General features: G+C 41.7%; 19 protein-coding genes. 4 read left to right on the top strand and 15 right to left on the bottom strand.

Translation table 11 applies throughout. The features are described 5' to 3' along the window. Positions 1 to 289 precede the first annotated feature (289 nt). A complete protein-coding gene (locus AAEY87_RS11185; RefSeq protein ID WP_350657232.1) occupies positions 290 to 1,522 on the top strand; it encodes an 8-amino-7-oxononanoate synthase in 1,233 nt (410 codons plus the stop codon). A 175-nt stretch (positions 1,523 to 1,697) separates the two neighbouring features. After that, positions 1,698 to 2,507: a methyltransferase domain-containing protein gene (locus tag AAEY87_RS11180; RefSeq protein WP_350657231.1), complete on the top strand. Its 810-nt coding sequence runs from the start codon at positions 1,698 to 1,700 to the stop codon at positions 2,505 to 2,507. Positions 2,508 to 2,605: 98 nt separating this feature from the next. Here the strand turns inward: AAEY87_RS11180 and dnaK are convergent, their stop codons facing one another. After that, positions 2,606 to 4,546: a molecular chaperone DnaK gene (gene dnaK / locus AAEY87_RS11175; protein WP_350657230.1), complete on the bottom strand. Its 1,941-nt coding sequence runs from the start codon at positions 4,544 to 4,546 to the stop codon at positions 2,606 to 2,608. Positions 4,547 to 4,830: 284 nt separating this feature from the next. Next, a complete protein-coding gene (grpE, locus tag AAEY87_RS11170; RefSeq protein ID WP_068038751.1) occupies positions 4,831 to 5,436 on the bottom strand; it encodes a nucleotide exchange factor GrpE in 606 nt (201 codons plus the stop codon). A 347-nt stretch (positions 5,437 to 5,783) separates the two neighbouring features. Here grpE and AAEY87_RS11165 point away from each other — a divergent pair, with 347 nt between their 5' ends. Continuing rightward, on the top strand, positions 5,784 to 7,229 hold the full coding sequence (locus AAEY87_RS11165; protein ID WP_350657229.1) for an alpha/beta hydrolase: 1,446 nt from the start codon (positions 5,784 to 5,786) through the stop codon (positions 7,227 to 7,229). Here the strand turns inward: AAEY87_RS11165 and AAEY87_RS11160 are convergent. The 12 genes from AAEY87_RS11160 to fmt all read right to left on the bottom strand — a co-directional run bounded on the left by AAEY87_RS11160 (position 7,206) and on the right by fmt (position 20,975). Further along, complete coding sequence (locus AAEY87_RS11160) at positions 7,206 to 8,333, bottom strand: metallophosphoesterase (RefSeq protein ID WP_350657228.1); 1,128 nt, start codon at positions 8,331 to 8,333, stop codon at positions 7,206 to 7,208. The genes AAEY87_RS11165 and AAEY87_RS11160 overlap by 24 nt on opposite strands. Positions 8,334 to 8,481: 148 nt before the next feature. Continuing rightward, positions 8,482 to 9,576 (bottom strand): metallophosphoesterase, encoded by a 1,095-nt coding sequence (locus AAEY87_RS11155; protein WP_350657227.1) that lies wholly within the window; start codon positions 9,574 to 9,576, stop codon positions 8,482 to 8,484. Between the two features lie 294 nt (positions 9,577 to 9,870). Continuing rightward, positions 9,871 to 10,833: a TIGR01777 family oxidoreductase gene (locus AAEY87_RS11150; RefSeq protein ID WP_350657226.1), complete on the bottom strand. Its 963-nt coding sequence runs from the start codon at positions 10,831 to 10,833 to the stop codon at positions 9,871 to 9,873. Positions 10,834 to 10,856: 23 nt separating this feature from the next. Then, positions 10,857 to 11,105 carry a hypothetical protein gene (locus AAEY87_RS11145; protein ID WP_350657225.1) on the bottom strand — a complete coding sequence of 83 codons (249 nt, stop codon included), beginning with the start codon at positions 11,103 to 11,105 and terminating at the stop codon, positions 10,857 to 10,859. Between the two features lie 175 nt (positions 11,106 to 11,280). After that, positions 11,281 to 12,231, bottom strand: coding sequence for a fatty acid desaturase family protein (locus AAEY87_RS11140; RefSeq protein WP_350657224.1), 951 nt, complete (start codon positions 12,229 to 12,231; stop codon positions 11,281 to 11,283). Positions 12,232 to 12,352: 121 nt separating this feature from the next. Then, on the bottom strand, positions 12,353 to 12,871 hold the full coding sequence (locus AAEY87_RS11135) for a GbsR/MarR family transcriptional regulator (protein ID WP_350657223.1): 519 nt from the start codon (positions 12,869 to 12,871) through the stop codon (positions 12,353 to 12,355). 127 nt (positions 12,872 to 12,998) lie between these two features. Next, positions 12,999 to 13,628: an L-threonylcarbamoyladenylate synthase gene (locus AAEY87_RS11130; protein ID WP_068329944.1), complete on the bottom strand. Its 630-nt coding sequence runs from the start codon at positions 13,626 to 13,628 to the stop codon at positions 12,999 to 13,001. Between the two features lie 159 nt (positions 13,629 to 13,787). After that, positions 13,788 to 15,038, bottom strand: coding sequence for a DNA-processing protein DprA (gene dprA, locus AAEY87_RS11125; RefSeq protein WP_350657221.1), 1,251 nt, complete (start codon positions 15,036 to 15,038; stop codon positions 13,788 to 13,790). A gap of 35 nt (positions 15,039 to 15,073) precedes the next feature. Further along, positions 15,074 to 16,171, bottom strand: a complete 1,098-nt coding sequence (locus AAEY87_RS11120; RefSeq protein ID WP_068038776.1) for a LysM peptidoglycan-binding domain-containing protein — start codon at positions 16,169 to 16,171, stop codon at positions 15,074 to 15,076. 466 nt (positions 16,172 to 16,637) lie between these two features. Next, entirely contained in the window at positions 16,638 to 18,059 is a 1,422-nt protein-coding gene (gene thrC / locus AAEY87_RS11115) for a threonine synthase (protein WP_350657220.1), read from the bottom strand. Positions 18,060 to 18,259: 200 nt separating this feature from the next. Continuing rightward, complete coding sequence (locus AAEY87_RS11110) at positions 18,260 to 19,834, bottom strand: transcription antitermination factor NusB (protein WP_350657219.1); 1,575 nt, start codon at positions 19,832 to 19,834, stop codon at positions 18,260 to 18,262. Positions 19,835 to 19,919: 85 nt separating this feature from the next. Continuing rightward, complete coding sequence (fmt, locus tag AAEY87_RS11105) at positions 19,920 to 20,975, bottom strand: methionyl-tRNA formyltransferase (protein WP_350657218.1); 1,056 nt, start codon at positions 20,973 to 20,975, stop codon at positions 19,920 to 19,922. Positions 20,976 to 21,437: 462 nt separating this feature from the next. On the opposite strand from fmt, the gene AAEY87_RS11100 reads away from it, so the two are divergent. Continuing rightward, complete coding sequence (locus AAEY87_RS11100) at positions 21,438 to 24,299, top strand: response regulator (protein WP_350657217.1); 2,862 nt, start codon at positions 21,438 to 21,440, stop codon at positions 24,297 to 24,299. Between the two features lie 143 nt (positions 24,300 to 24,442). Here the strand turns inward: AAEY87_RS11100 and AAEY87_RS11095 are convergent, their stop codons facing one another. After that, complete coding sequence (locus AAEY87_RS11095) at positions 24,443 to 25,117, bottom strand: riboflavin synthase (protein ID WP_350657216.1); 675 nt, start codon at positions 25,115 to 25,117, stop codon at positions 24,443 to 24,445. Positions 25,118 to 25,334 lie beyond the last annotated feature (217 nt).

The raw sequence follows: 25,334 nt of genomic DNA, 5'->3' as shown, positions 1-25,334 counted from the left end.
TATCTCCTTGAAACGAAATTTGACAAACAAGTTAATTATTAGTGTTGGCTGTTATAGCCATATCGCCTTGTTTGCTAACGATGAGTACATAGTAACAAACTATTTCAAAGACTCTGTCAGTGTTTAATGGTACGAGGGTTAAGATTTGCAAGTGTTTATCATCACTCTGGTTACAAACCCCAAGATATGAAATTTTTTGTTACAAGTAGCTGTTTTGTGCAATACTTCCCACTTATTAGTTGGATAATTAATGCCAAAAATCAAAAGTAAGGTAGAGGAATACATAAATATGGCAAGTCCTATAGTGACGAAATTGCAAGAATCGTTAGCGCATTTAAAATCCCAGCAGCAATATCGTTGTTTGCCAAGCCTAGAGCATCAGGGGCGTTACGTAATCAGCCAAGGCAACACCCTACTTAATATTGCGAGTAACGACTATTTAGGCCTAGGCTGCGACACTGAGTTGCAAACTGAGTTCCTCAATCAAGTAGAACAGTTACCATTGGCACAGCTACCTAAGATGAGTGCAACTTCCTCACGGCTGCTCACAGGGAATGATACACAGTTGCAAGCACTAGAATCTGAGTTGCAAGATTGGTATCAAGCAGCAGTGCATAAACAGGATATAGATAACTCAAAATCGGTATTGGTATTGAACAGTGGCTATCATGCTAATATTGGCATTTTGCCAGTCCTAACTGCGCTGCCAATCAAGACACTTATTTTGGCAGACAAACTGGTACATGCGAGTATCATCGATGGATTACGTTTGAGCCAAAGCAAGCTGGTCACCTATCGTCGCTATCGTCATAATGACTATGAGCATTTAGCCAAATTTATTGCGCAAGCAGATCCAACTGTTGAGCGCATTATTATTGTCACCGAAAGTATTTTTAGTATGGATGGTGACCGTGCTGATTTGCTGCGGTTAGTGCAATTAAAAGCCGAAGATTCTCGCATTGAGTTATATGTTGATGAAGCACATGCAGTCGGTATTTTAGGCGCTACGGGTTTGGGACTAGCAGAAGAAACACAAACATTGACCGACATTGATTACTTGGTCGGTACTTTTGGGAAAGCATTTGCTTCAGTTGGTGCTTATATAATGTGTGATGATATCGTCAAGCAATGGCTGATTAACACCATGCGCCCGCTGATTTTTAGTACCGCATTACCACCCATCAATCATGCATGGACACGCTTTATTTTGGCAAAAATACCAAAGCTAAATGACCAACGCACACATCTGGCACAGTTATCTATAAAGCTCAGTCAAGCCATCAATCACAGACATTGTGTGTCGTCCACTACCCAAAATATAAGCTATGATTCACCTATTGTGCCCTATATATTGGGTGATAATGGGCGTGCTCTGGCCAAAGCACAACAATTGCAAGCGGCTGGATTTTATGCATTGCCTATCAGACCGCCTACCGTTCCTGCAAACACGGCTCGTATTCGTCTAGTCATGAATGCCAAACTGACGAATGAAGACTGCGAGCGACTAATACAACAATTATGATTTTATTATTCAGCAGAAGGCCGACTATATAGAGTCGCTCAAAGATAATTTGAATACTAGGAAGGCGAGTACAAGTACTGCCAATAGTAGACTGAGAGCGCCTGACACCGTATCCGATTTAGATAGGATTGACTATATCAAGCGACAATTGACTTACTTGGATGTGATAAACAATATGGAAATGCTCGCCACACCTTATAACTTCAGCGCCAGAAAACAGACCATCGCTCGTCATTTTTCTAATGCCAGCGACTATGACCAACATGCCAATATTCAGCAGCAAGTCTGTCAGTATTTATTGGCCAGTATTGCTCATAACAGACAAGATAGTGTGTTAGAAATTGGTGCAGGCACCGGTCAAATGACACGCCTACTAGCGGCATGTATTCAAAGTCAGCATTGGCTTATCAATGAGTTGTGCGCGGAACAAGCTACTACATTGCAATCAATTTTACCAACCGCCAAAATAGCGATTGGTGATGCTGAGACGATGGATTTCGAGAGACTACATAGCTTGATCATTAGTGCCAATGCGATACAGTGGTTTGATAACCCTTTAAATTTTGTAGTGCAATCAGCATTGTGCTTACAAGCTAAAGGTCAATTGTTATTTAATACCTTTACTTCAAATAACTTTCTCCAAGTTAAAGCATTAACTGGTCAAGGACTACACTATCCAGATGTTGATGAATGGCGATTTGCACTGGCTGATGCCGGCTTTGAGAAAATTCAGCTATCGACTCAGCGCTTTGATTTACCGTTTGCTAATCCCTACGCTGTATTGAAACATATGAAACTGACAGGAGTGTCGACCAATCTAACGCAGACCCAATCTACTAACTCCCAACCTTTTATATGGACAAAAGCACGTTTAAAACAATTTGAGCTGGATTATTGGCAGCATTTTTCAGCACAAGATGAAGATAGTCAGGCTTACGTTAATTTGACTTATGAGGTACTGACAGTGAATGCTTTTAAACCATAAAAACACGACGTATCGTGTAGTAATGATAATAACCATAAAAAAAACGCACCCCGAAGGATGCGTTTTTTTAATTTAATTACTTATGATTATATAAGTTCTTATTTTTTGTCTTCGTTTACTTCAGTAAACTCAGCATCGACCACGTCATCATCAGCTTGGTTACTATCAGCTGATTCAGCTCCTTGTTGGAACTGACTTGGATCCATACCTTCAGCGCCAGCACCGGCTTCAGCATAAATCTTCTGACTGACTGGCAAGAAAGCATTGTCTAACGCTTCAAGCTTCGCTTTGATGTCATCATGATCATCTTCTTTAGCAGCTGTTTCAAGCTCAGAGATAGCGGTTTCTACTGTTGATTTTTCTTCATCAGTCACTTTGTCTTCAGCTTCTTTCAATGCTTTTTGAACCGCATGGATACGACCATCAGCTTCGTTACGAACTTGCGCTAAGTTAGCAAATTTCTCGTCTTCTTCAGCGTTGGCTTCAGCGTCACGCACCATTTGTTCAACTTCTTCATCCGTCAAGCCAGAGTCTGCTTTGATCTGGATGCTTTGTGCTTTACCAGTACCTTTGTCAGTTGCTGAGATGTTCATGATACCGTCAGCGTTGATATCAAAAGTTACTTCGATCTGTGGTAAACCGCGTGGCGCTGGTGGAATCTCAGTCAAATCAAAACGTCCAAGCTGTTTGTTTTGATTGGCGATTTTACGCTCACCTTGATACACCTGAATCGTTACTGCTGGCTGGTTGTCTTCTGCCGTTGAGAATACCTGTGATTTCTTGGTAGGAATCATGGTGTTTTTCTCAATAACAGGCGTCATTACACCGCCCATCGTTTCGATACCTAGTGTCAATGGCGTAACATCAAGCAATAGTACGTCAGTTTTGTCACCAGACAATACCGCACCTTGAATCGCTGCACCAGCGGCTACTGCTTCGTCAGGGTTCACGTCTTTACGTGGCTCTTGACCGAAAAATTCTTGTACTTTTTTCTGTACTAGTGGCATACGAGTCTGACCACCGACTAAGATAACATCGTCGATATCGCTGAGTTTAATACCAGCATCTTCAAGAGAAATCTTACAAGGACCCATCGTGCGCTGAACTAGCTCTTCAGTTAGGCTCTCTAGTTTTGAGCGACTGATAGTGACGACTAAATGCTTAGGACCACTGCTATCAGCAGTAATATATGGCAAGTTCACTTCAGTGCTTTGCGCGCTTGATAACTCAATTTTAGCTTTCTCTGCCGCTTCTTTTAGACGCTGCATCGCAAGAGAGTCACCTTTAAGGTTCACGTCTTGCTCTTTTTTGAATTCAGCAACTAAATATTCAATCAAAGCTGAGTCAAAGTCTTCACCACCAAGGAATGTATCACCATTGGTTGCTAGTACTTCAAACTGCTGCTCGCCATCAACGTCAGCGATTTCGATGATTGATACGTCAAACGTACCGCCACCTAAGTCATAAACAGCAACCGTGCTATCGCCTTGCTTTTTGTCCATACCATAAGCAAGTGCAGCCGCTGTTGGCTCGTTGATAATACGCTTTACATCAAGACCAGCGATTTTACCCGCATCTTTAGTTGCTTGGCGCTGTGAATCGTTAAAGTAAGCTGGTACGGTAATAACCGCTTCAGTCACACTTTCACCAAGATAGTCTTCGGCGGTCTTTTTCATTTTTTTCAAGATTTCAGCAGAAACTTGTGGTGGTGCTAATTTCTTACCGTTAACTTCGACCCAAGCATCGCCATTATCAGCTTTAGCGATTTTGTATGGCACCATGCCGATGTCTTTTTGCACAACTTTGTCATCAAAACGACGACCGATCAGACGTTTGATTGCAAACAAAGTGTTGTTTGGGTTGGTGACTGCTTGACGCTTGGCTGACTGACCAACAAGCGTTTCGTCATCTTTATAAGCGACGATAGATGGTGTAGTACGTGTACCTTCAGCGTTTTCGATGATTTTAACTTTATCACCTTCCATTACGGCTACACACGAGTTAGTTGTACCTAAATCAATACCAATTACTTTACCCATAATTAATTACTCCAAATTTATTCTAGATTACTGTTTATAAGATTGCTGCTTATCTAAGCTACTTTGTATGTTGGTTGCTAGGCGCATTTACTGTTCATACTATTGAGCTGTACTGAATAAATGCGACTAGACTTGGTATATCAGACCTTAAGTGGTCACTTGTTGCTTTATATCGGTTTACGTTTATGGTTTTTCAAGTCAATGACAGTACATTAACTCGGTTTTGTGTGAAGTTTTGTGAATATCCCTACTTTTGCTAAGGCTTACCTTCATTCCCACTTCGATTACTGACCGACACGTACCATAGCGGGACGCAATAGGCGACCATTTAAGTTATAGCCTTTTTGCAACACAGTGCCAACGATATCCGCTTCTGCTTCTGGGTCAATACCTACTGCTTCATGGAAATCAGCATTAAACTTCTCGCCTTGTGGATCAACCACTTCTACGCCATGCTTATTGAGTACGGTTAGCAGCGCTTTATGAGTCAATTTAACACCTTCAGCGACTGGATCTTCAGGATCAGCCATCTCGACAGCACGCTCTAGGTTATCGACGACCTCTAACAATTCTTTAGCAAATTTTTGCAAAGCGAATTTTTTGCTTTTATCCGCTTCTTGCTCCATACGCTTTTGCGCATTGTAAGCTTCAGCATTGGCTCGAGCGGTACCTTCTTTAGCTTGTTTGACCTCACCTTCAAGCTCAGCGATACGCGTGTGAAAAGCATCGATATCGATATCGTTTTCGATAGTATTGTCTTCGCCAGAGTTATTTCCTGGATTAAACTCTTTCATAGTTTCCTCTAAAATGCTTTCATCACGGTCGATATTGCTCTGTGCCGCTTTTGGGTCATTTGCGTCAAACTCGTGGTTGGGTGCTTGTTCAGTCATGATAGCTCCTTATGATTTTATTAATGAGTCTTAAACTTAATGTAAAATAAAACCGCTAAGCGCGGATTTGTTATCAATAGATTTGTTGGAAATAAATACTTTATATAATTATGTTCTGATAGCTGCTTGATAAAGGCCATAGAGGCAAATTTCAAGCCTAAATAAGATGAATTTTTAGCTTTTGATGAAATAATGAGCTTTAATAGACAACGATGGACTTAAAAGATACTAAAAGCTGAGAGTCAGTGGCTCAATAAAATGATAATTTTATTATCTGTCATAGGCTGTTAACCTTTATATATTTTCGAACTCATTCTCTCACTTGGTTGAATTTACTAAGGAATGTTATGCCAGTCCTACCAATTCCATCCGTAAATGTACTGGTAAGTAAAATTGCTAATACAATAAAAGCGCTACGCAGTCGAGCAAGCAGTGATGCATCAGAGCGTAGTCCATCAAAAGGCAGTTCAGCAAAAGATAGTAAACTGCTAATTAATCATCTAAACAATAGCCTTTCTAGTGATATTCACCACTCAAAAGCGCGCTATCAAAAGCATGCATTTCACTATGTGATAAAAGGTCTCGGCTATCTGCCTACGCCCCTACTTGAAAGGCTTAATACCTCTTTACAGGGTTCTAACACTAAGCAATACCCACATGCTGATGCCCACTTGCGTTTGATTATAGCGCTAAATAATAAGCTTAAGCGCCCGCTACGTATCGATAAACTGACTACGTTACGACATAAATTTGCAGCTGACACAGTCGCTATGCAAGCGCCAAACGTCTGGCAACAACTGGATAATGATTTAAAGCTGCCGATTAAAGATAATGCAGAAATCAACGCAAAAAATAACGCGAAAACTAGCACACAACGTAAGGCAGAAACTGGCGCAACGGTTCGCTGGCAAGATGAAATAATAGCTAACGCTGACGGCGATGATATGACGGTGCGCTGTTATCAGCAGCATGGGCAAAGTGTTGATGAAACTAACCGCGATAAAACAGTCATGTTGTTCTTTCATGGCGGCGGGTTTTGTATTGGCGACCTTGATACTCATCATGAGTTTTGTCACGCAGTCTGCAGACAAACAGGCTGGTCGGTGGTCAGTGTTGACTATCGATTGGCGCCAGAGTATGTTGCCCCAACCGCTCTTAGAGACTGTCTAGCTGCTTATGAATGGTTAGCTGAGCACTGCCATACTTTGGGTGCATTGCCCTCACGTATTGTATTATCGGGTGACAGTGCCGGTGGTTGCTTAGCAATCTTGGTCGCTCAGCAAGTCACTGCGCCAGACGCTACGCAATGGTTAAATTTAGGGTTAGATGAAGAAGACATGATTAATAAGTTGCAAGACTTGCCTCGTCCACTAGCCCAACTGCCTCTCTATCCTGTCACCGATATTGATGCGAATTATCCTAGCTGGGCGCTATACGGTAAAGGGTTATTGCTCGATTACAATGATGTGGAAGTGTTTGACACAGCCTACATGCAACATAGTACTTTGCCAGGCTCACACCCGCTTACATCGCCTATGCACGGCAATAACACGCGCATGTGTCCAAGCTATATTGTGGCGGCTGAATTAGATATCTTACGTGATGAGGCTTTGATTTATGCTGACCAATTACAAGATAGTCGTATCGCGACTAAGACCTACACTGTGCTAGGCGCGCCGCATGGCTTCATTCATTTAATGAGTATTCATAAAGGTCTTGGTCATGAGACGGCTGGTATTATTGACAAGTTTGCCAGCTTTGTCCGTCAATTACTTACCACTAAGAGTGATTAACCAAATCTCTGAGCGCGAACCCAAGCGAAATGGAATACCCCAAAAACCATAGCCGGATGACACCACAAAGTGTCCTTTGCCAATGGCTTCATAACCATAACCTAGACGGTTAATAGCACTGACGATAAAATTAGCGGGAAATATTTGACCATTATGAGTATGTCCTGACACTTGTAAATCAATGGGTAGCTGGCTATGTTCAACGATATCACTAGGACGATGGTCTAGTAATATGATGGGCTCATCTACATTTACTTGCGCCAGTAATTCTGTCGTCGCTACGCGCTCACGTTTGTGATTATCAAAACGGCCAACCAACCAAATCGGTTGACCTTGATGCGTTAAGCAGACTACATCATCGTTCAATAAATGCACGCCAGCACTACGCAATGAGTGACTAATGGGCTGCTCATGTCCGTATAGATCATGATTACCTAGCGTCGCATAGACCCCGTAAGGCAGGCTGGCACATAGTTCAGTTAAGTTTGCCTGCATATCATAGGCTGTAAATGCTTCGGTATTGTCATCCATAATATCGCCCGGCATTAACACTATATCCGCTTCAGACTGGACGACAAGGCGATGTAGCCTATCTATCGCTCCACTACCAAACAGTCGACCGATATGTAAATCACTGGCCACCGCAATACGCAGTTGCCCTACCATCGGTTTATTAATATGAATCGTTTTTTTACGCACAACAGGTACGTAGGCGCTATATAAAGCATAAATAAATAGACCAATAAAGATAAGCAGAGCAAGTACTCGCAACCCCGTTGCCACTACCGAAGGATTAAGAACACGGTAGTCAGTAAAGGTTACTATTAACCAATAACCTCCGTATAACAAGCTGATTAGCAGCGCGGTTAATACCATAAAGTGCATGAATAACATCCAACCACTCACCCAGCGATAGCTATTGGCAAACACCCTTTTTACACTCAGTAGCAGCAAACTATTGGTAATGATAAATATAGCAATCCATATGAAAATTTGTAGCGCGATATCAATCCAAGGCTGTAACCACCATTGTAAGCTTAGCGCAGCTCCTAAACTAAAAAGCTGCAACAGTACAAAAATGGTGATAAAAAATGCGTAGCGCATGAGTAATTCCAGAGTGATTTTGGTATTTAAAGAAATTTAGACAAGACAAAAAAGTTTAAGCGGAAGTTTGGTAACGTATAAAAAGCCTCTACTATGCTTATATAGTAGAGGCTTTTAGCATGGGCATTAGGTCATTTATTTAAACAGTTTATGGAGCAGATTGTAACCTAATCATCCATATCTCAGAGCGCGTTCCTAGCCTAAATGGTACAGGACCAAAACCATAGCCTGAAGATACTAGAAACTGCGTATTTTCTATATTTTTGGTACCGTGTACCAGTGGTTGAAACCACTGTTTTAGCATCGTCAATGGAAATATCTGTCCGCCATGCGTATGTCCCGATAAGTGCAAATCTACGGGTAAATCGCTGATCTCTTCTAGCGCTGTAGGACGATGCTCTAAAAATATAGTCGGCTTATCGGTATCAACCTTCGACAGTAATTCTGATGCTGATAAGCGTGTAGAATCTACATCGTCTGAACGCCCGACTAACCACACTGACTCGTTAAGCAATACACTCTCATTATCCAGTACTGTGATACCTGCATCTGTTACCGCTTCAGCGATTGCTTCTTCGTACCCTAAATAATCATGATTTCCTAATACAGCATACACGCCAAGCGGCGCTCGCAGTTTTGATAATCGCTCATGCATATTGGTTTTGTCGTAATAGATAGTAGTATCATTCATAATGTCACCTGCCAGCACTACCATGTCAGCATCCTGAGCATCGATGAGATTGACCAACCTATCTATCTGTCGATTGCCAAACCATCTACCTAAGTGCGTATCGGATACTAAGGCAATATCTATTGGCTCATTAAATGGCTTGGTTGTCGTAACAGTTAACTGATGTACCACTGGCGAGTAGGCATTAAACACAGCTAAACTTACGATGCCAATATATATCATTACCCCGAAACTACGTATGAGCTTAGGTCGGCGCTGACCTTTCAATAACTTATAATATATCAGAGCAATAGCGGCGGTAATCAGCGCAGCATAGATCATAAAGCCTTGCAAAATACCCACGACTAAATAGATATGAAAAGGTGCGAGCCAAAAATCACTAAGCCCATAAACGAGCGCCACATTATTAATGATGAAAATGGATGGTAAAATTGCTTTTTTTATAATCGAACGTTTTGGCTTAATGAGCCACCATAAGATAACGCTTGTGGTTAACGCCAGCAGTTGGGTGATGATAATAAAGAAAAACCACATAATAATATCTGATTGCATAAAGATGGCATCATCTTATAACAAATTTATGCGAATCTGTATTGCTGAAACTTTTTTCATAGATATTCCACTTTCTGCCTACTAATATTAGAGCGTGTCATCAATTAGCACATTTATAAAATTAGTAGTCTTAAAATCTAAATGATGACATGCCCCAGTTTTATCAAAAACTTTGTTCGAGCCTTTATTCTTATCATCCTTACCTTACAAAATCTAATGACTTATTAGGATATATATCTACTGTATAGGTTTCACGTGAAACAGTATTACCTTCTATAATTTTTGCTATCTTCACTATTTCTGATCTTCTAACGCCTGCTTAAACGTTGGTTGCTTAAACTCATATCCTGCGTCCTGTAATGCTTGTGGCAATACCCTTTGCCCATCAATCAGTAGCGTCGACATCTCACCGAACATAAGCTTAAGCAAAAACTCTGGCAAAGTGAAAAACGTTGGACGATTTAGCCATGATCCAAGTGCTTTGGTAAAAGTATGATTGGTTACTGGGTTAGGCGCAGTGAGGTTATAGACCAGCGCTGGCGTATCATTTGTGGTTTTTAGCGAGTTATCCTGCGTGGTCTGACCGTTCGTATAATCAGTACAATGCTTTTCAATGATAAATATCGCAGCCCCTACCCAGTCTTCACGACTGACCCAGCTCATAATTTGATTGCCATCACCCAATTGTCCACCGACGCCCATCTTAAACGGTGTTAAAAGCTTACCCAGCATACCGCCATCAGGATGAATCACCACACCAGTGCGCACAATAGCTACAGGTACGCCATGTTCAGTGGCCTTGAGCGCTAACTGCTCCCAATCATCACATAATTTATGAGCAAAATCCGTCTCAAAACTACTACTTTCAGTCAATGGCTTATCACCTTGCACTCCATACCAGCCAATCGCTGAACCGCTAACTAGCAGTTTAGGATTGGCGCTACTGCGTGCAATAAATGCTAATATTGACTCGGTAGGCTTAACGCGGCTCGCCATTAGCTGCTCTTTACGGGTATCGCTCCAACGCGAGTCTGCAATCCCAGCACCTGCTAGATTTAGAACGACATCGAAGCTTTTATCAGTCTTTGCAAGCTCATCATAAGTCATCATAGCGATATCGTCAGGGTGTGCTTGGCTGCTATCACGAGTCAACCAAGTAATATGCAGCTCTTTATTCTGTGAGCGGTAACGTGTCATCAGCTCACGACTAAATGCACTACCTAAGAATCCTGAGCCACCACTGATTAGAATATTCATACCTTACTCCCTATATCTTTTGCTTAGCATTCAGTTGAAATTAATCCTTTGTAACTATCCTCTTCCTTTTCGGATGTTATATCAAAACCACTTTTACATACTTTTGGTAAAGCAAGGCAACTAGCGATAACAGCATTTACAGCGCCGAACAGACCTACGATAAACATAAAAGCCAACAACACTCCTATTTCTATCCATGAATTTATACCTAAATAGATGACGATTGAACCCATATAAAATGCAGATATCATAAATCCAATTAAAAAAGACATACATATACTTTTATGATCACCAAGCCATATCTTTTTGCTGGCGATAATAACACCCGTCAATAGCGCTGGAAGGAAACTGAGTAACCCAACATAAAGTATAGAGCGTCGGTAGTGGTTAGTGAATTCATCGTGAATAATTAATAGATAAGTATCTCAGTTTTATCTAGCCTACCTACTATGCAAAGCGCTTACGAATAGGACACTCACCATCATCGTTACTATGATGATAGCTATCTTTTATTTTGTTCCATCGATTATTTATAAAGTCCATAACAACAGATATATTGGGCAATACATGCTGATCGGTCAGGTGTGGCGCTACTGCATCCAAACGCTTGGCTAACTCAGGTAAATGATTGGATGGCACAGCAGGAAATAGATGATGCTCTACGTGATAGAGTAAGTTAAAAGTTAGTATGTTGACCAATGGGTTACGCTCAGTGCGGGCTATCGTTTCATCGCAATCATGATGCACACCCCACACAGCAATGATTCCGACACTAGCATTTGCCAACGTCATGGTCAGCAAGTGATACATCAACACTTGCGCTAACATGGCAAGAATTGAGATAGTAAGCGTGGTCAATACAAGGGCAACTAAGATGACTAAAGCAATTAAGCCAAACTCTAACCAAGCCAAGTTTTGATTGCGGCGATTGCTTAGACGCAGTCCTTGACGATAGATATCGAACCGATAGGTTATGCCACCCAACATCGCTTGCCACCATGACACTTTTGCTAGACTGCCCTCAATATCACTATCGCCTAGGGGGTCACGATGATGCGCCATATGAGTAGCTCGAATGCTATGCAAGCTGGTCACCAATAGCACACTAAGCAACAGTAATATGGCGGTAGTCATGCGTTTACCTGTACCTAAGCTATGGTGATAACCATCGTGAGCTTGGCGAAAGGCCGCAGCAAAAAACAGATACGACGCGCCGCACGCTAGTACATACCAAGATTGACTGGCAAACCACCATGACAGCAATAAAAACGGATAAGGCAAAATAAGGTTATAAGCAATTTGGCCGCGAGTCAGCTGGTGCAAGTCTTTCCACTCTACTGAGCTAACAGCATCTTTGATCGCTTGCTCTTTATTACCATGTGTTTTATTTGCTTTCATTTCACACATCCATTTGTCATTACTGCTAATAAAGGGAGTCTATATAAGTGCTACATCATTACATTAATTTCTGTTAAAACAGAAATATGTACTCAAAATTTTTTATTTTTACATAGTTAGATTATCCTAGAACCTTTTTAATACTCGCGCCTAGTTTCAAAATTTTTTTAAGGGCGCTAGTCGGTAGTCTAAGCATCTCAGATGACCAAGTGGTAACTGTATCAACGAATTCTTGGGTATCACGAATACGTGCTTTTACTTCGCTATTTTCATGTTCAAACTCAGGGCTATTCATCAGTTCTTGTAAAAACTGTACTGTTGGATCCAGCTCACGCTTTTGGCGTTCAACTACAATGATACGTGCGAGCTCCCAAACATCAGTATTGGTCGTAAAATGATCTCGCCTGTCACCTAATATCGAAACCTTTTGTACCAATCCCCAATTTTGCAATTCTTTAATACTGTTTGAAACATTAGAGCGAGCAACCCCAAGAATTTCGGTGATTTCTTCAGCATCTAACGGCTTACCAATGATATATAACAATGCATGAATTTGTGACATGGTGCGATTGACACCCCACTGCGAGCCCATTTCGCCCCAATGTAAAATAAATTTTTCGGTCACAGGATTTAGTTTCATGATTGATATCTACTCACTATTTTCTAGAATTTATAACTGCCTTCTTGACTCATAGTGCGCCATTCTTTTATTTCTGTCAATAGTGAAATTAAGTAATCATACTGACTGTTTGAATGATTGCTACCCCCTAACGAACGATGAGACCTGTGGTTGCATCACAAATTTGGCTTGGTAAGGTATAACCTAGGGTCTCAGCTTTTAAGTAGCTGATTTGCTCGCCGAAATAAGCATAGGCATCAGTAAAGCTCATAGCAGGGGGCTGCCCTGATGGATTACAGCTTGTGGAAACTAATAGCCCAAACGGATTATGAGCACTTACCATCTGTTGGCATAACTGACGGATAATAGGGTGAGCGATAACTCTAACAGCGACAGTTTGGTGCTGGCCAGTTATCCAAGGAGGTATACTTGTAGCAAGTGTGCTCGGAATAGGCAATAACCAAGTATGCGCTTGCTGCTCTTGAGTATAATCAGTATTGTTATCTGTCTGCCAGCTGTTGATTACTTGCTCACGTTGATCATCTTCTAAAGCTTCTAATAAAGGTATTAAACGCTCTGCACTATCGGTAATGACAATCATACCTTTAGCTTGTGGACGCTGTTTGATATTCAAAATGCGCTGAACTGCCGCTTCATCATAAGCATCACAGCCAATACCCCAAACGCTTTCCGTTGGATAAGCAAGTAGCTGCCCTTCTTTAAGCCACTTAGCAGCTTGAACGACAGAGTCGGTAATGAATGGTGCGGATTGTTTCATGACTTGAATACTTCAGGATAATAGAAGATTAAGCACTAATAATAACACAGGATAAAGAAAGACTAGGATGACAGAATTTGAAAACTGCCAAAACTGTACCCAGCTCAACGACTTAGAAATTGATAAACAGAAAAGTTTGAAGGTAAATAAAACATGGCTTTAGACGCGCAAATAACGCCCGCCCTGCACGCTGATAACGCCCAATAACTCAAGCTCCATCAACTGCCCAATGAGCTGCGGCGGTACAATCTCAGTGGCAACCAATAGCGCATCTAAATCTTGTCCATGCCAGTCAAGTTGAGCATAAACGACCTTTAAGTGCTCAGGTACGACTATTGCGCTACGAGGAGATTTGATATTAGACGATGCCGGTAGGCTAGCATTTGCGACAAGATTTTCGCTAGTGTCTATAGAGCTAGAGGACGGGACGCTCTGCAATTGATTACTGTTAGATTTGAGTATATTTACTGACTGATAGTTTTTACTATCATAATCCAGCTGACCATTAACATCTTCTAGCACTTGCTTAGGATGATAAATCAAAGTCGCGCCTTCACGTATCAGGTGATGGCAGCCTTCAGCATTACTATTATCAATATGACTTGGAATCGCAAAGACTTGTTTGCCTTGCTCAGAGGTTAGACGCGCAGTAATTAGCGAACCGCTTTGAACAGTAGCCTCTGTTACAATCGTCGCCAAGCTCAGTCCAGCAACTAAACGGTTACGACGCGGAAAAGTATGTTTGTGCGGCTGCGTGTGTGGTAATAGCTCACTGATAATACAGCCACCTTGCTCGATAATCTGAGCAAATAATTGATCATGATGGTTGGGATAGTACACATCAATACCCGTACCCATGACACCAACGGTACGACCTTGATATTCACGATCGGCTTGAGCTAACGCACCTAAATGCGCCCGCTTATCGACGCCCATTGCAAGGCCGCTTGTGACGACGTAACCTGCCTGCGCTAAGTACTGTGCTATATCAAAAGTGATTTTTTGCGCATGGGCGGTGGGTTTTCGGCTACCCACGATAGCGATTTGTGCTTGCTGCAAGCGCGCGCTATTACCACGATAAAATAGCAATGGTGGCGGATCATAAATCTGTAGGAGCTGAACAGGATAATCGGGTTGATCGGCAAATAGCAGGCTATAACGTTTCTCTATCAGCGCTTGCTGAATTTTATCGATATTGGTGAGCGTTTGCTCTGGCTGCTCATGACGTTTGAGATGAGTGTGGTGAATACCCAACTGTCGCCATGCTTCTACCGTAGCCTGCCAAGCAAGCTGTGCATCACCAAAAGACATAATAAGCTTATGATAAGCAGACAATGATGCATTTACCTCATACCACAATGCCAATATAGCGCGCTGTTCAACTGATAAAGGAAGTAAATGTACCGTCATGACTGTTTTACTCGTAGATAATTGCTATAGAAGCTTTATAGATAAGGCGGTGGTAACAGTTGATCGCCAACATTCAGTGGTAGCTCTGAGCTTAAAACATAAGCGTAACTGATATCATCAAAAGTGTTGAATACCATCACCATACCAGACAGCTCGCTTGGCAAGCGTACAGGCGTGTCGTTATCTTTAGTATCACGTACTAAAGGCCCTTTTTGGTAGACAGACAGCACATCACCAGGTTTGGCGCCTTGCGTGCTACCTAAATTGATAGCTACCACACTACCCTTTGCCGCTGAGCTGATTGAATCCATAACCCGAACAATCAAACCACCACGATTTACAGTTGCAGGCTCAGGATAGAACACTGGTGGAATAGAATTATCCAGCTCTACAAACACGCGATCGCCTTCACGTACTTCTTTGCCATAAGAGTCGGTAAGTTGCAAACTACTTACGCCGTTCTCTTCAACGCTAGTTACCAAGCCAGTTGCTACTTGGGTGACTTCAAGACCAATAACTTTTTGGGTTCTGGGGTCGACATACAGCTCACCTTCACGATATACGCCATAACGTTGTCCAACGATAAGCGGAATTCCTTTGGTATAAATCTTATCGCCACTAGCAGTAATCAGGTTGCGCTTTTTGGACGCCAAGACATAAGGGGTAGTGTTGAAATCTTTTGGATTCACAATAATCGTTTTATCTAACCAGTGCTGGATCGCTGCCCGTGGAATCGGTGGAATACTATTGGCTACTGAAGTAACCGCAACCGTGCTAACGACTACATTGCCTGTTATTTGCTTTTCGATACCAGCACAACCTTCGCCTGTATCGACCCCAATTAACGTCTTACCTTGAATGACGCATAAAATGAGTACGTCATTAGGATAAATAAGGTTAGGGTTTTTAATTTGTTTATTGGTTGCCCAAATCTCTTTCCAGCGCCATGGGCTGTCTAAATAACGCCCTGAGATATCCCATAAAGTATCGCCTTTTTTGACAATATAGCGGTTGGGCGCATCTGCTTTAATGGTTGGGGCTGGGTTATTAGCTTGAGCAGTATTCATCAACATTACACTACTGAAAGCTGTGATAAGCAGCGCTTTTGCTATAGAGTTTAGGCTCATTTTCATGGTTGTATCCACAAGTTTTAAGGTACCGCGTAAATAGGGTTTTTGTTGTTTTATTACTTATCCCTGCAAGATTGAATCCAACAAGTTACCTAGTTGGTGGATTAATCGCCAAGACAGTTAAAATTACAATTATATACACATTAGCATATAATTAGACATCTGTTTACATAAAGTTAACCTGCAGAATATTTTATTGATTCTTGAATAGATAAGAGGTATGTATGAGACCTATATCACTCATAATACCAATCAATGATTCATTTGAAAAAATCTGTTTTACCGATGCCGAAAGAGAGTACGTGACTTTTTTTCCTATTATTTTCAACCAGTAATACTGGTTGTTGAGTGGTGCTATTCATGGTTTATTCATTATTATTAAGCAAGCATTAAAAAGCCCCGCTACCTAGATTATTTAGGTAATGAGGCTTTTGGTTAACTATTCAAAGTTTCACGTGAAACGGATTGTTTAGGCTAGAGTTGGTTGTACATGCTGACGAATCTGCTCAGCGACCAACTCTGCTTTATTGTCTAAGATAACAACATGCTGCTCTAAATCTTCCAAACCTTCAGTGTGGACTGGACGTGCGATATCTATTGGGCCAATAGCTTCAACGATAGTCTCTGCAAATTTGACTGGCAACGCAGTCTCTGCGCAAATAATAACTTCGCCCTCTTGCTGAAGCTCTTTGGCGACTTTGATACCATCAGCCGTATGTGGGTCGACCAATTCGCCATATTGTTCATATAAAGATTTGATTGTTTGTAAACGGTCGGCGTGGGTAGACTTGCCCGCAGCAAAGCCATAACGGCTATTAACGGCATCCAGTACATCTGACAAATCAAAACCTTGACCTGATTTTACACCCTCAAACAATTCATGAACACGCGCACTGTCTTTTTCTAGTAATAGATAAACAAAGCGCTCAAAGTTAGAAGCTTTGGAGATATCCATTGAAGGGCTAGAGGTCACGTAGGTTTTGTCGGTCGCACGTGGCTGGTAAGCACCTTGATTAAAGAAGTCATTGAGCACATCGTTCTCATTGGTCGCGACGATTAAACGCCCTATGGGTAACCCCATCTCACGAGCAATGTGACCTGCGCAAACATTACCAAAGTTACCTGAAGGAATACTAAAGCTGATTTGTTCATCATTGCTATTTGTCACTGCAAAGTAAGCTTTAAAGTAGTAAACAATCTGCGCCAAGATACGACCCCAGTTAATGGAGTTGACCGTGCCTAAATTATAAGCGGCTTTAAACTCTGCATCTTGTTGTAAGGCTTTGACGATGTCTTGGCAATCATCAAACATACCGTCGATAGCGATATTATGAATATTGTCATCCGTTAAGCTATACATTTGCGCGCGCTGGAATTCGCTCATTTTGCCATGTGGTGACAGCATAAAGACTTCGATGTTTTCTTTACCGCGCAGTGCATATTCTGCCGCACTACCCGTGTCACCGCTGGTCGCACCAATGATGGTAATGCGTGCCTCTTTTTGCTTAAGTACATACTCAAAAGCATTGCCCAAAAACTGCATCGCCACATCTTTGAACGCTAGCGTTGGACCGTTGGACAATCCTAAAATGTAGAGATTATCTTCAAGCTTACGTACTGGCGTAATCTCTGCACTGCCAAATACCTCAGTCGTATAAGTATGCTCTACAATATCTTTTAGATCAGCATAAGGAATATCGGTAGCAAAGCGCTGCATGATAGCTAGCGCTAACGCTGGATAGCTAAGCGTACGCCATCCATCAAGCGTCGCATTATCGATATTTGGATAGTGTTCAGGCAACATCAAGCCACCATCAGGTGCAAGCCCCATTAAGAGCACATCACTAAAATCCATCGGCGCTGTCTGACCACGGGTACTGATATATTTCATGGTTATTCCCTACTTAAAACGTCTAAAGTTAGTCTTTAGTACCTGAATTAGTACCTGAGTCTCAACATCGTATAAACTATCGTAGACTAGTGTTTTTAGCCTAGCATTTTGCTTGCGCAAAGGTTTATGCTTGGCTAGTAAGCACCAGCCTATATCAATGAATTTAGAAGGCTGAGAGTGAGGTTCTATAATATTGTATTTTATTGAGCCGTCTTTTGCAGCAAAGCATAATAAAAACCATCGCCACCCATATTATCAATCGGTAAGCACTGACGACCGATAGCTTGCGCGATGCCCCAGTTGCAATCCTCGGTAAACTCAATGGCAGTCGCATTGTTATAGTGAGTGAGGAACTCTTGCATTTGTTCGACGTTTTCTTGCTTTAAGATAGAGCAAGTCACATATAATAGATAGCCACCGACTTTAAGTTGTGGCCACAGATTATGCAAGATATCCGCTTGTAACAGTGCGGTTTGCTCGACGTCTTCTTCCGTACGCAAGATACTGATATCAGGATGACGACGAATCACCCCAGTAGCTGTACAAGGTGAGTCTAGTAATATAGCGTCAAATACGAGCTTGCTCTTTTTCTTACCAGCCCCTTGCCATGTCGTGGCGTCCGCACAAACAATATTGAGCGCGATGTTTTTTTCAGCTTGCTCTAAGTCTTGCTGTGTTAAATTTAGGCGCTGTAAGTTTTCATAAATACGCTCGATACGCGGTGCTTCATTATCGATAGCCGTTACCTTGATGTTATTAATCACAGGTGACGTTTCAACATCCTCTTGTTTCACGTGAAACAACGACGACTCATCTGAGCTCAATAGTTCTAACCAATGAGCCATTTTACCACCGGGTGCAGCGCAAGCATCTAAAATGTGTAGCTGGTTATTATCAGCGTCTGAATCAATGTCGGTATTAGACTTATCAGCACTAACTTTATTCATTAAAGCGGTATGAATGAGTGGCGCAGCAAGTTGAGCATGCATATCTTGTACGCTGGCAGCACCTTCAGCGAAATGAGGCAAAGCGTTCACTGCAGTGCTTTGATGTAACCTAAGACCTTTGGTTGATAATGTTGTAAGCGTGGCTGTATCTGACGAACTCGTTAAGTTAAAACCACTGGTTAGCTCAACCAAATCCGCTTCTATCTCTGCCCCATCCAATGCTTGCTGGTAATCCTCTACTGAACTAATTCCTGAGTTTACCCGTAAAAACATCGGCGCAGCTTGGCGTAAACCTTGGGTCAGCTCATCATACTGCTCGCTCCAGTCTTGCTTAAGCTGATAGGCGAGCCAATTCGGTAGACTATGCTTTTTGTCGCACTTCTTACGGAACTTGCTTGGGTTCTTAGCTACTTTACGTAAGATGGCATTGATAAGACCTGTCGCATGCGCAAACTCGATTTCTTTCGCCGCTTCGACCGTTTCATGAATGGCCGCATGGTCAGCGACTTCTAAGTATAGTAGTTGTACTAGGCCCACTTGAATGGTGGTGCGCACCTCAATCTCATCGATAGGATTATCTGCCAAGCTATCGAGCAATCGTGCAAGTGCATGCCATTGACGTAGAGTGGTTAGCAATAGGGCGTGTGCAAAGCCTTTATCGCCATCATGCAAACTGTTTAACAATGGGTCAAGAACGCTTGAGAGCGACTGACCATTTTGAATAGCCAGTAAGGTGCGAATTACTCGTACGCGTACGCTGCCATTCATAATGAGATTGCTTGAACGTTTGAGCTTATTATTTCTTGGCGCAGTGCTGGTTTGTCTCATTAAATTTGATTTCCTTGACGCATGATCGATAGCGTCTTGTGCAAGTGGGATTGCTTATAATTAAAGTACATTAAGCTTAATTGAATTATTTCGAATCAGTCGTAAACTGGTCACCATCATCAAGCTGATTGCCATGACAGACTTGCTCAGCGGTAACGGGTTTGCTACCAGCAAACTGTAATTTGGTTATGGCGAGCGTGCTAGCAGGTTGTTCTTTATCGTCGGCTTGCTGATTGTTACCACAGGCTATTAAAATGGCTTTACGTCCAACACTAATAACTTTGCCTGCTGGCTCTGTCGTTTGCTGCGACGGATTAACTGCTAAGCTTTCTAATATCTTTACACGTGCACCATCTAAAAAAGTATAAGCACCTGGCCACGGTGTTAAACCACGAATTTGACGCTCAATAACGCTAGCAGACTGCGTCCAATCAATTTCACCCTCAGTTTTTACCAGCTTTTCAGCGTAATTGGCTTGATTGTCATCTTGGGCAATTGCTTTTGCTTGGTAGCTTGGCAAATCTTGTAGGACAGTGCTTATAGCAGTTGCCCCTAAGTCGGCTAATTTATCATGTAAGCTTGCCGCCGTATCATTATCAGCGATAGTACAGCTTACTTTATGGAGCATATCGCCGGTATCCAGCCCCTTATCCATCTGCATGATGGTAATGCCGGTCTCAGAATCTCCTGCTAATAGCGCGCGATGGATAGGTGCAGCACCGCGCCAACGTGGCAGTAGTGAGGCATGAATATTTAGACAACCATAGGTAGGTGTGGTCAACACACCAATGGGCAAAATAAGACCATATGCTGCAACAATCATCACGTCAGGCTGATAGCTTGATAACGTTTGCCTTGCGGCCATACCTTCTCCACTGGATTTTTTGAAGGTAGCAGGCTGTTCAACAGGAATGTCATGAGTGAGCGCTACTTGCTTGACCGCAGACGCAGCCAGCTTTTGGCCACGTCCCGCTTTCCGATCAGGCTGCGTATATACCGCGACCACATCTATATTAAGCTGCTCTTGCTGAGCAATTAATGACTCAAGACTAGAAGCGGCAAATTCCGGCGTGCCTGCAAACACTATGCGCAAGCGATTGGGTCGTACAATACTTTCAGAAGCAGAGTTAATTGTGGTCATAACACCCATATTACATATTAGATTAGTAGTCGTTACATTATAGGTGAGTTTACAGTGTAGTGCTATGATTGTGGTTCAAGACCATAGCAGTCTATTTTGGGTTATATTTGCAATCTATATTACTGATTTATTCTATATCGACATAAGTTTATCAAAACTAACTATTAACCCATACTTATCACATTATGTTTAAATATTTGACTAGATAAACTTCTTTTTCCTGACCTAAAAGTTCGCTAAGCTGCTAAATTAGTACGATTACCATAACCGCGCTGGTAGTAAATTTGTTACTATAAGTAATCTATATTACTGCTTATCACAATAATCTAAAAAAATTTAACAATAAAATTCAAGAATTATAGGTGAAAACTAGCGGTTAAAACGTACCATCCAATTATTAGAGTAGATTATTTTAGCTTACCATCGCACTACCTTGTCGCGCAGGTATAGGATAATATCCCCATGCAACAGTTTCAGTCATTAAAACGTCTGCTTTTCTTTTACATCTTGACGCTGCTGATAATGCTGGTCTTATACTATGCCATGATGTTTTCGGCACTCAAAACCCAAAGCCAAGAACATAGCCAAGTTGTTTTTACGGCGCTGAAACATGAAACGACTGATCATGCCGTACCGACAGAGGCTGATATCGAAAAAATACTTACCAAACCTTTTTTTCAGGATATCAGTTATCAGCTAATTCTCATGATGCCTTCTGGGCAGACATACGTCTATCGTCACACTCAGCCTTTTGAACAAAAATTTTCTAATATCACTTTTCCTACACTTACGACTACATCTAAGACTGCCACCAGCTCATATCAGATAAATAATGATACGCTGACAGGTAAGATTAAGGTTGAAAGTGGTCATCAGATATATGTAGTATTGCGCCACCAACCTCTTGATATAAATTGGATATCTTACCGATTTTGGTTGCCTTTGATGACAGCAATTATGTTGTTTAGTCTAGCACTACTTTATATGCTCAAACGCCGGACTAATTGGGACCAGTTAGTACAGTATACAGAAAGCCTGACGATGTCATCTAAGGAAGCCTATTTACCGCCACCGTTTGTAAAGGAAAAAACCACCCCCGAATTCTTGCGCTTAGGTCATTCTCTAAGCCGAGTCAGCTATCAGCTACACGATCATCATCGACGCATCAAAACGCTTAGCCAGCGTTTGGAACATTTGGTTAATCAAGCACCTTTGCCAATGCTTATGGTCATGCGCCAAGGTCACATAAGTTTTTTTAATCAACGCTTTGAACAAGTTTTTACTACCGCTTTCCAGCGTGACTCTAATTATAGCTTAACGGATTTTTTGACTGGCAGTGATAAAGCGACCCAACAACTATTACAGAAACTATCTACTCTACGCGTTACTCGTAATCTGTTAGTTTATGGCTTAGAAGATAAACAAGCTTATCAGTTACATATCACTCCATGGTTTGGGGCACACGGACAAGTTCATGGCTTTACCGTATTACTCAATAACGTCGATAAGCTCGTTAAACAAGCAGATGACCTACAGCTTCAAAACCAGCAAGCGCAATTACAAATAAAAGAATTTGCTAAACTTAGATCTATTATTGGTCATGAATTACGTACCCCGCTAAACGCAATTATTGGTACGTTAGAGTTGATAGAGGCGAATCGCTTAACGCCAGGTCAGCAAGAAGTGCTATCCATGTTGAGTCAGTCTAGTCAGTCAATGCTAGCGATGCTGAACGATATGCTCGACATGGCAAAAATAAAAGCAGGTAAGGCTGATATCGTCAATGAGCCTACTGATATTTTTAAACTTGGGCAACATATTAGTGATTTGATGGTCGGTAGCGCGCGCAGGCAAGGCATTAATTTATTGTACTTCTTTGCCCCTGACTGTCCGCGCTATGTCAGCACTGATGGCAACCGCCTACGCCAAATTCTGCTTAACTTACTAGATAATGCGATCAAATTCACCCCAGCAGGTTATGTGGCGTTAATTGTTGAACCCATTACTTATGAGCAGATGTGTTTTATCACTAGTCTTAACAGTAAGCGCACCTTAACCAGTGCTGCACGTAACCAAAACTTAGCATCTGATAACCGCCTACCTAATACGGTCGTTAATACTGGGGATAACCATCAATGGATGCGTTTTAGCGTCAAAGACACAGGTATTGGCATTGCAGATTCTGAGCAGCACAGACTTTTTTCATACTTCAATCAAGCAAATAAGCAAATTAGCCAAAAATTTGGTGGTACAGGACTCGGTCTTGCTATCTCCAATAGCTTCGCACAGTTATTAGGTGGCTTTATTCAACTAGATAGTGAGCTTGGCATAGGCAGTAACTTCTCTCTGTACTTACCTTGTCATACGCCAACTTATCAGCCGATATATCATTTCCACAGCAGCCTAACCCATATTCGCCTCATTGCTGTAGTTGAACAAGAGATTTGCGCAACATTTCTACAGCAGGTGTGCTCACATCTATCGTTGCCTGTCAGTATCTATACCAATTTAGACAGTGCTGCTGCCCAACAGTTATATGAGCAGCTAGAAAAGGAAGCACAAATACTAAAACCAGTATTGCTACTAGATTATGAATATTATGAGACTCACAGCCTTTTACCAGCTCATCTTCCAGTGGCTACTGAAAGCTCAAAAACAGGTAGCCCAGCGAAACCCAATGATAATAAAAAAAGCAATATTATTAACGACTTACTGAATAATACTTCCTTACCAAAACTCTTATTGAGCATGAAGCCCGAACGCAGTATTACTTCTTCGTTATTGGACAAATTTGACGGATTTTTGAATAAACCTTTAGATATTGCATTGTTACTATCTGAGCTAATACGTTTAGCACAGCCAGCAACCATTACTCAGAAAAATAAAGATACTATTGACGATTTTGAGAGTAAGAAGGAATTCACTGTAGAGATTAATACTAAGGAAGCATCTACAGCTCCTTTGGTTTTAGTTGTCGATGATAACTCGACCAATCAAAAGATTACTTGTAAGCTATTGGACAAATTAGGCTATTCTTGTTTGGTTGCAGATAATGGCCGACAAGCCTTAGAGCAACTTGATGTTCAGAGACAACAAATTGCCCTAATTCTTATGGATTGCCGTATGCCAGTTATGGATGGCTTGCAAGCTACCCAAATCATACGATCACAAGGAGATAATATTCCTATCGTCGCATTAACTGCCAATAATACAGAAGATGATCGTGAGGCCTGTCGCTTGGCGGGAATGGATGATTTTTTGGCCAAACCTATCAACAAAGATAAATTGCAGACGGTTTTGCAAAGCCTAATGACAACCGAATAAGCTATCTATCACTTATTATCGACTATCACTTCATTCTGCTTTCGTTATTTTCAATAGCTCTGATAACTGTCTTAGGGCGAGTCCTCAATCTGAATGAACGAACTTTTAATGAGGACACGCCCTAGTATTTAACAAAATATTTGTTATTTCATAAAGCCATTATCCGCTAAAAAAGCTTCTGTAATCTGGCTTTGCGGACTTGGCGCATTCATGCCACTAGTTTGCGACTTGTTTATTAAACGTTCTAAGTAGCGCGCAACGATATCCACTTCGATATTAACTTTGCTGCCAACCAGCCAGTGCTTAGCGATATTGGTCACTTGCGCGGTATGAGGAATGATATTTAAAGAGACAATGTTGTCACGTACAAGGTTGGTCGTCAGGCTAATACCATCAACCGTGATAGAGCCTTTAGTCGCCGTATAGTGAGCCAATTCTTGTGGTATCTCAATTTCGATATAGATAGAACGCGCATCTTGTTGTAGCTTACTGACCACCCCTACTCCGTCAACGTGACCGGCAACGATATGTCCCCCAAAACGAGTCGTTGGGAGCATCGCCTTTTCTAAGTTGACAATATGACCTGCTTTTAGCTCTTCAAGCGCTGTACGAGCAATCGTTTCACGTGAGACATCAACAGAATAATGATTACTACCAAACTCTACGACTGTCAAACAAATACCGTTTGAAGAAATAGAATCCCCTAACTTTACATCACCAAAATCTAAATCATCAGACTCTATCGTCAAACGTATGTCACCGCCCGTAGGCTGCATGGATTTAACCTTTCCAACACTTTCTATAATTCCGGTAAACATATAGACCTCATCTCATTATTATATTGCCGTTATCGACAACGTATTTTGATTTATTGATAGCATTTGTCTGAACTAGATTTTTAGTGAAACACGATCTCATTTTAAGCTCACTAGGGGATAAGTTGTGGATAAGTAACCATAAATCAACCTAGGGCACATTAAAAACCTTTGTTTCCGTCAAGTTATCCACAGAAAACCAAACTTTGACCAAAATTAG

This window comes from Psychrobacter sp. S1-30-MNA-CIBAN-0213 (genome assembly GCF_040309845.1).
Taxonomy (GTDB): Bacteria; Pseudomonadota; Gammaproteobacteria; order Pseudomonadales; family Moraxellaceae; genus Psychrobacter.
The sequence above is the reverse complement of the archived record's forward strand: the minus strand, read 5'-3'. Positions and strand labels throughout refer to the sequence as shown.